Annotated in this window: 12 protein-coding genes and 1 pseudogene; 5 read left to right on the top strand and 8 right to left on the bottom strand. The window is 51.5% G+C overall.

The genetic code is table 11. The features are described 5' to 3' along the window. Window positions 1-83: 83 nt before the first annotated feature. Window positions 84-758 (bottom strand): sugar transferase, encoded by a 675-nt coding sequence (locus tag POG22_RS23980; RefSeq protein WP_051044203.1) that lies wholly within the window; start codon window positions 756-758, stop codon window positions 84-86. Window positions 759-1,087: 329 nt separating this feature from the next. On the opposite strand from POG22_RS23980, the gene POG22_RS23975 reads away from it, so the two are divergent. Beyond that, window positions 1,088-2,731 (top strand): DUF3352 domain-containing protein, encoded by a 1,644-nt coding sequence (locus POG22_RS23975; RefSeq protein WP_498907401.1) that lies wholly within the window; start codon window positions 1,088-1,090, stop codon window positions 2,729-2,731. A gap of 198 nt (window positions 2,732-2,929) precedes the next feature. Here the strand turns inward: POG22_RS23975 and POG22_RS23970 are convergent, their stop codons facing one another. Beyond that, on the bottom strand, window positions 2,930-3,589 hold the full coding sequence (locus tag POG22_RS23970) for an SDR family oxidoreductase (RefSeq protein WP_498907400.1): 660 nt from the start codon (window positions 3,587-3,589) through the stop codon (window positions 2,930-2,932). A 115-nt stretch (window positions 3,590-3,704) separates the two neighbouring features. On the opposite strand from POG22_RS23970, the gene POG22_RS23965 reads away from it, so the two are divergent. After that, window positions 3,705-4,499, top strand: a complete 795-nt coding sequence (locus POG22_RS23965) for a dienelactone hydrolase family protein (protein WP_017661405.1) — start codon at window positions 3,705-3,707, stop codon at window positions 4,497-4,499. 22 nt (window positions 4,500-4,521) lie between these two features. On the opposite strand, the gene POG22_RS23960 is transcribed toward POG22_RS23965, so the two are convergent. After that, complete coding sequence (locus POG22_RS23960; RefSeq protein ID WP_190288513.1) at window positions 4,522-4,680, bottom strand: hypothetical protein; 159 nt, start codon at window positions 4,678-4,680, stop codon at window positions 4,522-4,524. A 163-nt stretch (window positions 4,681-4,843) separates the two neighbouring features. On the opposite strand from POG22_RS23960, the gene POG22_RS23955 reads away from it, so the two are divergent. Further along, complete coding sequence (locus tag POG22_RS23955) at window positions 4,844-5,377, top strand: Uma2 family endonuclease (RefSeq protein WP_498907399.1); 534 nt, start codon at window positions 4,844-4,846, stop codon at window positions 5,375-5,377. A gap of 9 nt (window positions 5,378-5,386) precedes the next feature. On the opposite strand, the gene POG22_RS23950 is transcribed toward POG22_RS23955, so the two are convergent. The 3 genes and pseudogenes from POG22_RS23950 to POG22_RS23940 form a co-directional block, all read right to left on the bottom strand. Then, entirely contained in the window at window positions 5,387-5,938 is a 552-nt protein-coding gene (locus POG22_RS23950; protein WP_063715917.1) for a Uma2 family endonuclease, read from the bottom strand. 70 nt (window positions 5,939-6,008) lie between these two features. Beyond that, window positions 6,009-6,218, bottom strand: a pseudogene (locus tag POG22_RS23945) (type II toxin-antitoxin system RelE/ParE family toxin); the annotation flags it as partial. Between the two features lie 111 nt (window positions 6,219-6,329). Then, complete coding sequence (locus POG22_RS23940) at window positions 6,330-6,839, bottom strand: type II toxin-antitoxin system ParD family antitoxin (protein ID WP_498907398.1); 510 nt, start codon at window positions 6,837-6,839, stop codon at window positions 6,330-6,332. On the opposite strand from POG22_RS23940, the gene POG22_RS23935 reads away from it, so the two are divergent. Together POG22_RS23935 and POG22_RS23930 are read left to right on the top strand one after the other, a co-directional pair. Beyond that, a complete protein-coding gene (locus POG22_RS23935) occupies window positions 6,807-7,205 on the top strand; it encodes a Uma2 family endonuclease (RefSeq protein WP_498907397.1) in 399 nt (132 codons plus the stop codon). The two genes, POG22_RS23940 and POG22_RS23935, sit on opposite strands and share 33 nt — an antisense overlap. Further along, window positions 7,189-7,359, top strand: coding sequence for a hypothetical protein (locus POG22_RS23930; protein WP_498907396.1), 171 nt, complete (start codon window positions 7,189-7,191; stop codon window positions 7,357-7,359). The genes POG22_RS23935 and POG22_RS23930 overlap by 17 nt, the downstream gene beginning before the upstream one ends. 172 nt (window positions 7,360-7,531) lie before the next feature. Here POG22_RS23930 and POG22_RS23925 read toward each other — a convergent pair whose 3' ends face one another. Both POG22_RS23925 and POG22_RS23920 read right to left on the bottom strand, forming a co-directional pair. Further along, entirely contained in the window at window positions 7,532-12,844 is a 5,313-nt protein-coding gene (locus POG22_RS23925) for a S8 family serine peptidase (RefSeq protein WP_498907395.1), read from the bottom strand. Between the two features lie 370 nt (window positions 12,845-13,214). Further along, on the bottom strand, window positions 13,215-14,087 hold the full coding sequence (locus tag POG22_RS23920; protein ID WP_498907394.1) for a fructosamine kinase family protein: 873 nt from the start codon (window positions 14,085-14,087) through the stop codon (window positions 13,215-13,217). Window positions 14,088-14,132: the final 45 nt, after the last annotated feature.

Here is a 14,132-nt window from a genome sequence, read left to right as displayed (position 1 = left end):
GAGCGGGCTTTGAGATGTATCGGCAATCGTTCAAATCGTGCGAGAGCGAAACGGTGAGATGCACCGAGAAAATAGTTCTCAACCTAACAAGCACCGCTTCCTTTGAACACGACAGCAATGGTTTTGAAGATCAGTTGTAAGTCGTAAAAAACAGACCATTTTTCCTGATATTGAAGATCCATTTCGATGATATCTTCAAAGTTTTTCACGGTAGACCGACCGTTCACTTGCCATTCTCCGGTGATGCCCGGTTTGACGTCGAGACGCCGCCAGTGATGGGCGTTATACCGCTCTACCTCGTCCGGTGTCGGCGGGCGGGTTCCAACTAAGGTCATATCGCCAGTCAGAACGTTCCAAAACTGAGGTAGTTCGTCTAAACTCGTGCGCCGGAGAAAGCGTCCGATCGATGTAATGCGCGGATCGTTTTCGTTTTTGAAGATGAATCCCTCGGCTTGGTTTTCGACGAGATGCTTTTTGCGGTCGGCATCGACCACCATCGAGCGAAATTTCCAGATCCGAAATGGTTTGCCTTTATATCCGCAGCGGATTTGGCTGTAAAAAATCGGACCGGGGTCCGACAAGTGCATGGCGATCGCCACAGGGACGGCGACAGCCGCAGTAATGCCCAATCCGACCACCGCACCGGCGATGTCGACGGCCCGTTTGAAACGGTTGTTCACAGAAGCATGAACCGGTTCTGAGAAAATGGCGACACCTGTTGGTTGGTGTCGGTCAAACGAAGTTACTTGCGAAGGCAGTGTCGTAGTCACGGTTGGCGCTCTTCGTAGCTTTACAAGTCAGCCCTTTGGTTCCAATATATGAGATGCATTTTGACGCTGTCTTGTTTCCTATCTGATGTTTGTCTAATCTTCATGGTATTTGTGGTTTTTTAAAGTTCTCGTAAGGGAAAGTCGCCCGAGCGCCCGATTTGAGGCGAATTTGGTATCTACGATCGCCTTTTGTCGAGTCGAGACCGTAGATTCGGCGAACTCTGCCGAAGTTGCGCGATCGATCGCATTGACGAAAAATCCTGATAAAGTGTCAGAGGCACGGCACACAGCCTCTGACTCTCACAAGCAGCCTCCCTATGATGACAGTTCGGAAATCTTCTCGTTGGCGTCTGTTAGGTGTCGCGGTACTCCTGGTTTTCGGTGGGAGTCTAGCCTATTGGGTTCTGTCGCGCAAACCTGCCGACGAAACCGTGATGGCAGGCGCTCGATCGATCCCCGAAGACGCGCTGATGGCCGTGTCGGTTTCGACGGCCGACGATCGCTGGCAACGGCTCGCTCGCTACGGAACGCCGGACAGTCAGACGTTGTTCCGCGAGGGTTTGGCACAACTAGAACAGCGTCTACTGGGCGATAGCGGCTATACCTACACCGAAGACATCAAACCTTGGGTCGGCGATCGCATCACCGTTGCGTTTCTTCCGCCACCGCCGATCTCGCCAGAGACCGACCCCGAAGACCTCAAAGCCGATCGCGCTGCCCTGTTCGTTTTACCAATTGCTAATCTCAACCGCGTCAGACAGTTAGCCGAAGCAGGCGACCCGTCCTCGTCCTGGCAAGAACGAACCTATAAAGGGATTACCGTTCGCGAACGACAAGACAACGGGTCGAGTTACGCGATCGCCATTCTCGACCGACGGTTTCTCTTGGCGGCGACGGACACCAGTGCCATCGATCGCGCCATCGATGCGTACAAAGGCAACAGTTCGATCGTCTCGACCCCCGGCTACAACCGCGCTTGGGAAACCTTGGACGCCACCGACCCCAATGCGGCGAACCTATTCGTTAACGTTCCCCAAGCCCTGAAAGCGGTTTCGGAAACCTCGACTCGTCCGGTTGAATCCGAAGCCCTCGAACGGGTCGAAACGCAAGGTGTCGCGATCGCCGTCAACCTCGAAAACGACGGAATTCGCTTCAAAGGATTGTCGTGGCTGGCTCCCAACAGCGAAACGACCTTCGATCCAGAACGCAACCAACCCCCCACGACAGTCGATCGCCTCCCGGCCGAAACGGTCTTGGTCGTAGCCGGATCGAACCTCAAACAACTCTGGCAAGACTATTTACAAAACGCTCGCGCCAACGCTCTGCTACCCCTCGATGCCGCGTGGCTGCGGAGTGCTTTACAACAAACCGTCGGCATCGATCTCGAAGCGGAAGTTCTCTCGTGGATGACGGGAGAGTTTGCCCTGGCCTTAGTTCCGGCGACGGACACTACAGACGCGACGTTTCCTGGAGCGCTGGTGTTGATGGCTCAAGCGGGCGATCGCCGCGCGGCCGATCTGTTTTTCGACAAGATCGATCGCGCTGTGGCTGAGGAATACGATTTTGAAGTCGAAGTCGGCGAACTTTCGGGATTGCCCCTAGTTCAGTGGGACACGCGACGCAAAGGACTCGACGTCACCCACGGTTGGCTCAACAGTACTCTGGCATTTTTCAGCGTCGGCGTTCCGACGAGCGATCGCCTAACTCCCAGCGATGCTCAATTTTTGTCCGAGACACCCCTGTTCGAGCGAGTGGTTCCCCAACAACCGAACCCCAGCAACGGTTTGTTTTTCCTCAATTTAGCTGACAGCCAAGGGGAAGCTAACCTATTTTTACCGCGCCTACCCGACAACCAACAAGCATTGCTCGAGGCGATCGACGCCATCGGCGTTCGTGCAGGAATCCTCGACGAGCGCAGCAGTCGCTACGATATTTTCATCAAAATTCCCAGCGAGCAGTGATGGGTTTCAGTCACCAGTCACCAGTCACCAGCCTTTTACAGTGAGCAGTGAACAGTGAGCCGCGAGGCAGTGCTTCAGTCACCAGTCACCAGTCACCAGTGATGGGATGGCGGGATGAGGAGATGATGGGATAAGGTGAAGTTCTGCCTTATCCCCTTGTCTCCCCCTCTCCCCCTCTCCCCCTCTCCCTTGCTCCCCCTACCACGGCAACACTTCACCGTTGGCGTGCCAAAACGTACCGGTGTTTTCTAAGTTCAGCTCGTCGATACGCGCCAACAGTCCTTTTACCGACTCTTCAGGAGAAATGCCGTTGTAGTTCGTCATGGGGGTACTCACCAACCCTGGATGCAGGATTCCCACTGCGATTCCTTGGGGTTTGAGGTCGTGGGAGAGGGATTTTCCCGCCATCGACATGGCAACTTTCGACATCCGATAACCGTAGGAACTCCCCGAAGTATTGTCGTCGATCGATCCCATGCGACTGGTCATCATGATGACTTTCGAGCCGTCGTGGAGGTTGGGGAGTAGCGCCGCCGTGACTCGCAACGCCCCCAAAGCGTTAACTTCAAACTGTTGACGGATGCTGTCGAAATCTAAGTTGTCGAGGGTAACGCGTTTGAGGAGACCGGCGTTGTTGATTAAAACGTCGATCGCTTTACCCTGCAAGCGAGACACCAAGTCGGCGACAGCCTCGTCGGAGGTGATGTCGATTCCCGTTTCGACGCGAATTTCCAACTTGTCCAATTCTGGCGAACTCGAGCGACAGACGGCGATCGCCTCGTCTCCCCGCTCTGTTAACTGACGACAGTATTCTACGCCGATGCCACCGCTTGCGCCGGTTACGAGATAGGTTGCCATGACTGTTTTTAAACGGCTTCAAATTTCCAACATTGCGATCTAGTCTAGAAAGATTTCGTTCGCCCGTCGAAGACCATCGATAATATTAGCGGCACACGATACCACGAAGACACTGATGAAATTTTCCTGGGTTTCCCCGATCCTGGCCGCTGCCACGGCACTCCTGAGCGTCCGAACTGCCTTGGCTGAAATTCGCACTGAAACCGTCGAGTATCGCGATGGCGAAACGGTTCTCGAAGGCTATCTCGTTTACGACGACGCCATCGTCGCCCCACGCCCCGGCGTCATGGTGGTTCACACTTGGATGGGATTGACGGATTTCGAGAAAGCTCGGGCGCGAGAACTGGCGGAAATGGGATACGTAGCCTTAGCGGCCGATATTTACGGGCGAGGAGTGCGACCGAGCAATACTGACGAAGCGAACGAACTGGCGACGCTGTATCGAGAAAATCGGGAACTGTTGCGATCGCGGGCCAATGCTGGGGCGAACTTTTTACGCGATTTAGCGATGACGGAGAGCGATCGCATTGCGGCGATCGGTTATTGTTTCGGCGGCGGAACCGTCCTCGAACTTGCCCGTAGCGGTGCATCTGTGGCGGGAGTCGTCAGCTTTCACGGCAACCTCGACACTCCCGATCCCCAGGATGCGGCCGATATTCGATCGCGGGTTTTGGTGTTGCACGGGGTTGACGATCCGTTCGTCCCCATCGCTGACGTCAACGGCTTTATCGAGGAAATGCAGACGGCAAACGTCGATTGGCAAATGGTGATGTACGGAAACGCCGTTCATAGTTTCACCGATCCGGGGGCTGACGACGATCCGTTTGAGGGAACGGCTTACGACGAGGACGTGGCACAGGAGGCTTGGGCGACGATGCAACGGTTTTTTGACGAAACGTTCCTGCGATAGGGCTGATTCCGTCGATCGCGAGTCAGGAGTTGTTGGTGAGTGGGGTTTGGGCGATCGCAGTGCGATCGGTGGCGGTTAGGAGGGCGATCGTTCCCACGGATGCAATGCTCAGGCGGAGTAAGGCGTGGCGGAATCGTGCGGCTAGTGAGGTTTTAGGGTTGGATGAGTCGATCGATCGCATTTTGGTGGGTCGTGTGGATGAGTAACTGGTCGGGTGGACAGATTTAGAGGATCGGGTTCTAAAAAACCCGGTTTCTTGGGGAATTCAATAGTAGGACGATCGATGTCCGTGGGGCGATCTCCTGCGTTAGAATCGTAGCGCGTTCGTCTTTACAGGGGAGAGTATGGTTACGACAAGTTCCTCGCTCGATCTTCAAGCGTTTCTTCAGGGACCTGAAATTGGCGAGTCGCCAGCTTGGGAGTTACTCGACGGACACCCCAAACAGAAGCCCATGCCAACGGCTTATCATAGTATCCTTCAGAAGCGTTTAGTGGCGATCGTCGATGCTTGTGATTCTCCCTACGAAGCTTTTCCCGAGTTACGTTGTCTGTTCGATTCGTATGCGATCGTTCCCGATATTGCAGTAGTGCGGCGCGACGCGATGCCAACTGGGAACTTACCTTTTTCCGGTGCGCCTGCTTGGATAATTGAAATTTTGTCTCCCAATCAGAGTACGACGCGGTTGATTGCGAAAATTCAAACTTGTTTGCAGGCTGGGGGTCAATTGGGGTGGTTAGTTGACCCGGAAGAAGAGGTGGTGATGGTGATGCGATCGGGCGATCGGTTTGGCTTGTTTCGAGGTGGAGAAAGTTTGCCGGTTTTAGAAGGTTTGGCGTTGGAACTCACGCCAGAGCAAATGTTTGGCTGGTTGCGTTAGGGGCGATCGCTAGTCGAGGCCGCGATAGAGTCGGTCGATCGGAAATTCGAGATTGAGGCTAGTGAGCGTGATGCGATCGCCGGTTTGGTAAATGGTGGTTTCCCAGGTGTCGGCGGCGGTGCGGCGACGGCATTCGACGCGCTGGGCATCTTGGGAGATCAGAACGTATTCTTCAAGGCTTTGGAGGTTTTGGTAGTCGGTGAATTTGAGGTCGCGATCGAAGGCTTCAGTACTGGTTGAAAGGACTTCAGCGATAAATTTGGGGTAGCGTTTGATAAAGCGGTCTTGACGGTCTCGTTCGTCGCAGGTGACGAAGGCATCGGGGTAGTAATAAAAGTCCTCTTGGTAGTTAACCTTGACATCACCGTTGTAAAGGCGACAGGGTGTCTCGTCGAGGTGTAGATTGAGGAGACTGAGGAGGTTGATTGTAATCCGCGAGTGAGCGTCGCTACCGCCAGTCATGGCATAGACGAGTCCCTGGCGGTATTCGTGGCGGATGGGGTTTTGGCGATCGAGTGCGAGGTAGTCAGTGGGGCTGATGTGGTGGGGGATGGCAACCATCGGTTTAGGTCTCTATCTTTAGTAAAGTTAGTTAAATCAGATAATTTTTGAAAGGTATATTTGATAGATTTTAGTCAGTTTTATCTTCATTCTTTTCCGTTATAAGGTTTTCTAAATCGCGCGATCCATGTATAAATCGGATGATTTCAATGCTATGCTCGCTGGCGCGGTAAAACACCAGATATTTCTTAAAGTTTTTGACTCCAGCTTGCCGGATATTCTTTAATTGAGAGTTGTGAAATTGGCAGCGTTTACCGATTCCTGGCATTTTGGCCAGGTTCTGGAATGTTGCTTCAGCGGACTGAAGAAAGCGATCGCTTTGGTCAAGGTTGGTGTTATGTAGGTGGCAATATCAATTAAGTCGCGAACGGCCTGTGGACGTTTGCGAATCTCAAGCATCTTGCTGCTGGTTGAGTTTATCTCGAACAGCTTTACGAATGTCTTGCCAGTCGCGATCGCTCATGTCAGTTGCGTGACCGGATCTGAGTCCTTCCAGGAGTAAGTTTTCTAATTCTTCTTGAGCTTGTCGCTTTTGGTCTCGACGAATCAAGTCGCGGACATATTCACTGGCACTCCCGTAACCTCCGCTTTGAGCTTGGCGATCGATGTAATCCCGCATTGAATCGGGAAGAGAGACATTCATGCTTTTCATGGCAGAGTCGTGGCATTCAACACCTCTACTATGGCAAAAAATGACAGTAATTGCCATGCTGAGGGCAATTGCTCTGGCCGTTTGGGCTTTGGCGATCGCGATTTCAACCTCAATGACAATGATTTCGTCGCTCGCAAGCCGGGAGTTGTGGATGAGTGGGGTTTGGGCGATCGCTTGCGCTAAAATCGTAGCGCGTTCGTCTTTACAGGGGAGAGCATGATTACGACAGGTTCGTCGATCGATCTTCAAGGGTTTCTAAAGTTACCTGAAATTGACGATTCGCCAGCTTGGGAGTTACTCGACGGACACCCCAAACAGAAACCCATGTCAACGGCTTATCATAGTATTCTTCAGAAGCGTTTAGTGGCGATCGTCGATGCTTGTGAGTCTCCCTACGAAGCTTTTCCTGAGTTACGTTGTCTGTTCGATTCGTATGTGATCGTTCCCGATATTGCAGTAGTGCGGCGCGACACGATGCCAGCGGGAAACTTACCGTTTTCCGGTGCGCCTGCTTGGATAATTGAAATTTTGTCTCCCCAATCAGAGTACGACTCGGCTGATTGCGAAGATTCAAACTTGTTTACAGGCTGGAGGTCAATTGGGGTGGTTAGTTGATCCGGAAGAAGAGGTGGTGATGGTGATGCGATCGGGCGATCGGTTTGGCTTGTTTCAAGGTAGAGAAAGGTTGCCTGTTTTGGAGGGTTTGGTGTTGGAACTCACGCCAGAGCAAATGCTTAGTTCCCGAATCGGTGTGTTCCGGCTGGCTTAATCTTAATTGGCAAAATGCAAGGATTGAACAGAGCTGGAACGCACCCCACCATCTTACCACTTTTTAAACATCCTCTCGAAAAAGCGATTTTTCTTTTCTAAAAAACAAGTTTATTGTTAAGACAAGCATTCTGTTTACCTTAACAATAAACAGACTTTGTGTGACTCAAAAACTATACGTAATTGATCATTTTTGATGTACGGTTCAGCTTGTCTTTGTGAGAAATAATCAATTCATGAAGCAGATTCTTTGAAATATTCCCTGCATACTTCTGCCAGAGAGAAATTCCTATGTCTACAGCAATTACATCAGAGTCATCATTCACACCTGTAAATTGCTCATGCAGATTAGCACCAAATTGTAAAGTTGATCGATCAAAACCTACAGATGCTCCCACATAGCCATAGTGAATGTTAGACCAAATATCATAGTAGTACTCATGATTTCCGCCACCTGGGATGGGGAAATAGTAGTCAGGAGGATTATTTAGTTCCAAACGTGTGGTGAGCTTAGGTTTGTGATCCCACTCCGCATCCGTTTTGACAATTCCAGCCCACTGCAAAAGAGCAGATGATTGGTGATAGATGTACTGAGCATTGTGATACTGCTTCTTTAAGATATTCCAGAAGTAGCTTTGCTCTTTCTCTAAATGATATTTTGCACTGTTATTAGAATTCCGGATATCATTTGCCGTCGAGCTATTTACGTTCGTCTTCATTTCGTCGACCATATATTCCAGTGCTTCCCAAAAACGCCAATAGTTGGGTTGTGGAGAATCATCTATAAGTTCTGAGTCAATATCGACATGGGCTTCCGCTTCTCCTGAGTTCTCATTGTTTTCTGGAGAATCTGAAGCATCAGAAGGATTTCCCCAGATATAAGCGCTCGGCACCCAATAATTCGTTCCCTTAACTTTGAACCAGCGAGAATCAGGTGTCCCTAACCAAATATCAGTTACTGTCTCGCCATACTTCCAACCATCAAACTCAAGTGTCTTACGATAAGGCTCATTGCGATTGCTTCGATCTTCGTGACGAGGACTATGGCGAAGATTCACACCTTGACTGGGTCCGACCCATCCCGTAAAGTCCACCCAATTAATTCCACTCTCTGAACCTGGATCAGAACTAGGAGGATTATTCTCAATAGGTTGACCCGTACCCGATTCATATGAAACCGGAATGTAAACTGACTGTCCTACCCGTAAATTCCGTGCATCTGCATCCGTAAACGTACTACCATCAGCTTTTTGCAGCTCCCGCCAACGGCTACCATCACCCCAACGATCGTAGGCAATTCCCCACAACGTATCACCCGGCTTGACGATGTATTGCATCTGTTCGCCAGGCTTCGCCGAAGGATCGTCAACTGACGACTGCGGCGAACCGTGAATGAGAGCAGCCGAAATCCACTGGTTTTTTCCTGCAATCTTATACCATTGGTCACTGGCGGTTCCTAAACCCGGATAGGAGACATACTCACCGGTTATTGCTTTGTCAAAAGTGAGTGTTGCACCATAATTTGCTGAGCCAACAGGATTACCCGTTTTATTCGGTGTAGCGCGCAAGTAAGCTCCAATTGTGGCAATCACGCGACCCGTGAACGTATTCCCCGAAACTGGCGGTGTCGAGTATCCGTTGTTATTCTCGACTTTCACCCCAGGTACGCGGAGAAAGCGATCCGGGTTACTCGCTGAAATTGTCCGAACGTTGTGCAACGTGCCGTTATTACGTCCTAAATAATTAGAACCACTCATCTCACTCTTCCAGTGAGACTCAGAAATAACGATCGTGCCGTTATCATTGACCTTCTCAACCACTGCTACGTGATTTGCACCGCCACTCGTCCACTGAGCGATATCGCCAGGACGAGGACTCGATACAATCTGCGTTCCATTAGAAATTTGAGTATGCCACTCGTTGGCATTACCGCGCATCGACTGCAATGCAGCCTTATTACCCCCTAGCTCCAGAACGCGACCATGAGCGTACCAGGTGCAGTTTCCTTCTGTATATCCACGTCCACCAACCAAGCTAGAGCCATACATCGACAAGGCAAAGATGTTACCGCTGGTGTAGTACTGCGGACGTGCATTGAAGTAGCTTGCGTCTACTCGCGACAGAATTGGGTTCTCAACCGTTGAATAACCGGGAGCAGGAGGCGGTGACGGAGGATTATTGTTAGAAGGTGGAGGCGTCACTACAGCCGGAGGATTACCAGTTGTAATTGCGGCAGAAATCCACTGATTTGTACCTGCAATCCGATACCAGCGGTTTGTTGCCCCCAAACCTGGATAGTTAATATATTCACCTTCCTGCCATGCATCGTATGTCAGAGTTTTTCCGTAGCTCGCAGAGCCAACGATGCCATAGCTCGTACTCGATCCGCCACGCAGATTGGCACCAATAGTTGCAGTAACTTGACCATGAAATTGACCAGTCTCATGAATCTTGACGGCACGCTCACCAGCGGTATAGGTTCCTTCCCCACTCCAACTATCAGGAATGACAGAAGACGGTGCAAAGTGCGCTTCCGGCGTAGTAGCTTTCGCCAGTAACACCGCAGCAGTCCGGTTCAACAAGCCTGCACCTGTCTCGTTATCAAAACCGGCCACACCCAAATCAGTTGCAGTGTCTTTAACAACCTGAATCACTTGACGATAGCTGAGTTCGGGATTCGCCGCCCAAACTTGCGAAATTGCGCCCGTCACCTTCGCCGTCGCCACAGACGTACCCGCCATCGTCCCGACACCATCGCCAGTCAAAGACAGTTCCGGGTTGTCGTTCGTACCGCCACGAGCCAGAATACCTAAGCCCTGTCCATAGCTCGAATAGTCTGCTCGGTCGTGAGCCTTCGCAGCGGCGATTTCATCGTTAACCCGCTCAGCCGCTCCAACGGTGATGATGTTGTCAAACTCCTGCGAGGCCTGACCCAACACCGACATCACACCGCCGTCGTTACCCGCCGCCGCCACGATTAACACGTTATTCTGACGGGCGTATTCAATCGCCGCCCGTTCCTGGGGCGTAAACTCATAGCGAGTCGTCACGTTCCCTTCAGCGTCAATCTGCGTCAAATCCAAACTCAGATTCACCACCGCATTCGGCTGACTGGACTCCTTGGCGTGGTTGACAAACTCCACTAACGACTCAGCCCACTTCCCGGAACCAATGGCTCGACCGACCCAAATCGGCGCATCGTCGTTGATTCCGTCGATTCCTTCACCGTTATCCTGTTCCGCCGCAATAATCCCTAAAACGTGGGTTCCGTGTTCGCTTCCTTCACCCTCCTCTATGAACGGATTGTCATCGCCATCGACGACATTTGTTCCTTGCGTGATGTTGTCATAATCGAGGTCGGGATTGTTCGCCGCAAATCCCGTATCGATAATTCCGATATCGGGTTGGTCTTCTTTTGCAAACTCAAACTTATCCTCAATTACGATGGGTTCCGAGGAATTGCTCTCTTGAATTTCCTCTTGAGTTTCCTCAACAGCATCAACCGTCTCGGTAACTTCCTCCTCGCTCTCCTCTACCGCTTCAGTCGCCGATTCCTCAGATTCCGTCGCGTCGCTCTCGTCTACGGGTTCCGCCGTCGAAGCCTCCGTTTCCTCAACGGTATCCGTAGAAGCCGTTTCCTCAACCGTCTCCGATTCTTCCACAACCGGACGAGATACCTCGGCGGCTGGCTCTTCCTCGGCTTCGGACTCGGCGTCTTCTACCGCAGCTTCCTCATCAACTGCTTCGCTGTCCGCCTCGGCTTCCGTCACCACGGACTCGTCGCTGTCTTCAGCAGGGATCTCCGAACCCTCCTCAACGGTGGCGTCTTCTCCCCCTTCGGTGACATCGAGTTCTGTCTCAACCGCCTCGGTCAAGTCAATTTGAACGGGGTCGGGGGTGATGTAGGGTTCGGAATACGCCAGTAACGCTTTCCCCATGTCCTCGGTTCGCCAGTCGTTGTTGCTGTTGATGACGTTACCGATGTAGGTGGCTTGACCTTTCGCGCCCCGAACTTGGAAAATCAGGTCGTTATAGTCGCGATCGCTCCGGTCGTCCGCTCGCATATCTTCCATGACGAAGGTATTTCCATCCCCCGTCACGTCCGCAATCTGACCGATATGAAACTCGTCATCCGGGTTGGCGGTAGACAGCGAAAACAGCGGTCGTTTGGCGCCACCGATTTCGGGATTGTTGACCACCTCGGAAACGCGACCGTTGGGAACCAGCATGACGCCGAATTTCTCTCCGGCTTTCATGGTGAAGGTCTTCACACCTTGGTAATTCCCACTGTTCCAGTCTTCTCCTCCTTCGAGGGAACCGTTAAACCGGGCGCCTTCGCTGGGGTCGCTAATCACAATATGTCCGAGGTCGGAGCCACTGGCGGCTCGATTGGCGGCTTCGGCGATGAAGTCTTCGACGGTTTCAAATTCCAGTTCGTCTAAACCCGCAAGGCTGAAAATAGCTACTTCACCGCGATATTTCCCGCCGTCGTAGAGGAAGTCAATTCCCACTTCTCCGCTTTCACCGACGGTGAAGACGCCGGAGTTGAAGTTGGGAAGCTCGAATTTGGGAGTTTCGTCGAGAATCTCTTCGTCTTCTTCGTCGAGTTCTTCGTCTTCAGCCGTGGCTTCTTCGTCGAGTTCTTCGTCGTCTTCAGCGACGGTGTCCTCGTTGGCGTCGTCTTCAGCGACAGTTTCTTCGGAAGTTTCGTCATCTGTGGAGGATTCGGACTCTTCAGCGACGGTGTCTTCAGAAGTTTCGTCGTCTTCGGCGACGGTGTCTTCAGAAGTTTCGTCGTCTGTGGAGGATTCGGACTCTTCAACGACGGTGTCTTCAGAGGTATCGGCTTGGCTCGATTCTTCTTCGGCTACGACTTCTTCGGTGGCGTCGTCTTCAACCCCTTTTTCTGTGGTGGTTTCGGCGGCGACGGGTTCTTCAGTGGTGTCGTCTTCGGTTGAGTCTGAGGTTTCTGCGGTGGCGGATACGTCGTCTGTGGTGTCTTCGCTTTCGATGTCGTCTTCGATGAAGGGTATGTCTTCGCCGATGTCTTCGTCGGAGATGTGGCTGGCGTCGGTGGTGTCTAGGGTATCGCTGCTATCTTCGGTGTCGCTGGTGTCTTCGGTGTCGCTGCTATCTTCGACTTCTGTGGCATCGATCGCCTCCATTTCTTCTGTATTTTCACTGAGATCTTCTAGGTCGTCGATCGCAGGAACTTCGATCGCCTCGGCGTCATCTCCACCATCAACTAAACCACTCGGTGTGTAGATGGGTTCGAGAATAAAAGTTTGTGCATTTTTTTCTCTGTTTTGTTGATTTTTAACTTGGCTTTGGAACCATTTTGTGAAGACAGAAGAACTCATGGCTATAGATGCTCCTGATGGCTGAAAATAAGTTACAGTCTCGAGCGAACGCGATCGCTCTGGGGCGATCGATTCATATACTTTCGTATTTTTGTTCGTAAAAATACGGAAAACCAAAAATCCCAATGGGTCTTTTGAGTTGACTCTAAGTTACTCGATTTTTTCTAGCTCGTCTGTAAATTTCCGGTAAAGCGATCGACCAATATCCGTGGATTTATAGATAGATCTATCTTCCCTGATTAACTCGGTCAAAATTTTCGATTTTTACGGCAATAGCGTTAATAATTTACAATTTTTAACAATTTAAACAATAAATTTATCGATCGCTCCTCGAAAAATTGGAGAGAACGATCGCGTGAATTCCCCACATCAAAAGCGATACATCCAGTTCGGAATCAAACGGCTTCTGTAACTTCACAGAATCTTTAAAAAAGCCTTCAAAAAAAATCCCCAGTTCCCAAGAAACTGAGGACATCCATTGACGAGAGCCATGCACCTAACTGCGTAAAAGTTGCTGAATCATGCGCTGCGCTTGACCTGCATAACCACTTCCAAACAAATTGAAGTGATTGATAATGTGATAGAGGTTGTACAGCGTTTTGCGGAGATCGTACCCCTCATCTAGCGACCACTCCTCGTTATAGCCCTGATAGAACGCTCCGGAAAATCCACCGAACAACTCCGTCATCGCAATATCCACCTCGCGATCGCCATAGTACGTCGCCGGGTCGAAAATAACGGGTTCTCCATCCGCCGTCACCGAAGCGTTACCGCCCCACAAATCCCCGTGAACGATCGAGGGAATCGGCTGATGTCCCGCCAACAACTGGGGAATATTCTCCACCAACGCCTCCCCACCGTCGAAACGCATCCCCTTACGGGCGGCTAACCGCAACTGAAAGCGAATGCGGTGTTCGGCGAAAAACTCCGCCCAGTCCTCCGTCCAAGTATTCACCTGGGGCGTCGAACCGATGGTGTTGTTGCGATCCCAACCGAAGCGATCGCGGGTTCCGGTACGGTGCATCTGCGCCAACTGACGCCCCATTTGTTCCCAAACCTGAGAACCTCCGCCCCGACCGCGCAAATCCAGCCATTCCATCACCAGATAGGCGGAATTTCCCGCCGTTCCCCAACAAATCGGCTTGGGGACGCGAATCGTATGGGTTTCCCACATCTCCTTCACCCCCACCGCTTCGGCGGCGAACATATCCGCAGCGGAGGCTTGGTTGAGTTTGACGAAGAAAGTGCGTTTTCCGTCGGAAATGGTACTTCCTTGACTGATACAGCCACCGCCGACGGATTGGTTCGTCGAGATACCAAACGGTTCTCCAGTGGCTTCGGTAATATGCGCGGCGATTTGCTCCCACATAGGACGTTGTAATTGCTCGTGAACGATTACGGAAAGCCTATGTCA

Origin of the sequence: Geitlerinema sp. CS-897 (genome assembly GCF_028368005.1) — a bacterium.
GTDB lineage: Bacteria > Cyanobacteriota > Cyanobacteriia > Cyanobacteriales > Geitlerinemataceae > Baaleninema > Baaleninema simplex.
This window is presented reverse-complemented; position numbering and strand designations above follow the sequence as displayed.

Excerpts from the sequence above, each read along its gene's own strand:
- POG22_RS23950 (WP_063715917.1), bottom strand. The coding sequence starts at position 5,938 with ATGGTTGCCATCCCCCACCACATCAGCCCCACTGACTACCTCGCACTC.
- POG22_RS23970 (WP_498907400.1), bottom strand. The coding sequence starts at position 3,589 with ATGGCAACCTATCTCGTAACCGGCGCAAGCGGTGGCATCGGCGTAGAA.
- POG22_RS23920 (WP_498907394.1), bottom strand. The coding sequence starts at position 14,087 with ATGTGGGAGCAAATCGCCGCGCATATTACCGAAGCCACTGGAGAACCG.
- POG22_RS23975 (WP_498907401.1), top strand. The coding sequence starts at position 1,088 with ATGATGACAGTTCGGAAATCTTCTCGTTGGCGTCTGTTAGGTGTCGCG.
- POG22_RS23955 (WP_498907399.1), top strand. The coding sequence starts at position 4,844 with ATGGTTACGACAAGTTCCTCGCTCGATCTTCAAGCGTTTCTTCAGGGA.
- POG22_RS23965 (WP_017661405.1), top strand. The coding sequence starts at position 3,705 with ATGAAATTTTCCTGGGTTTCCCCGATCCTGGCCGCTGCCACGGCACTC.
- POG22_RS23935 (WP_498907397.1), top strand. The coding sequence starts at position 6,807 with ATGATTACGACAGGTTCGTCGATCGATCTTCAAGGGTTTCTAAAGTTA.
- POG22_RS23960 (WP_190288513.1), bottom strand. The coding sequence starts at position 4,680 with ATGCGATCGATCGACTCATCCAACCCTAAAACCTCACTAGCCGCACGA.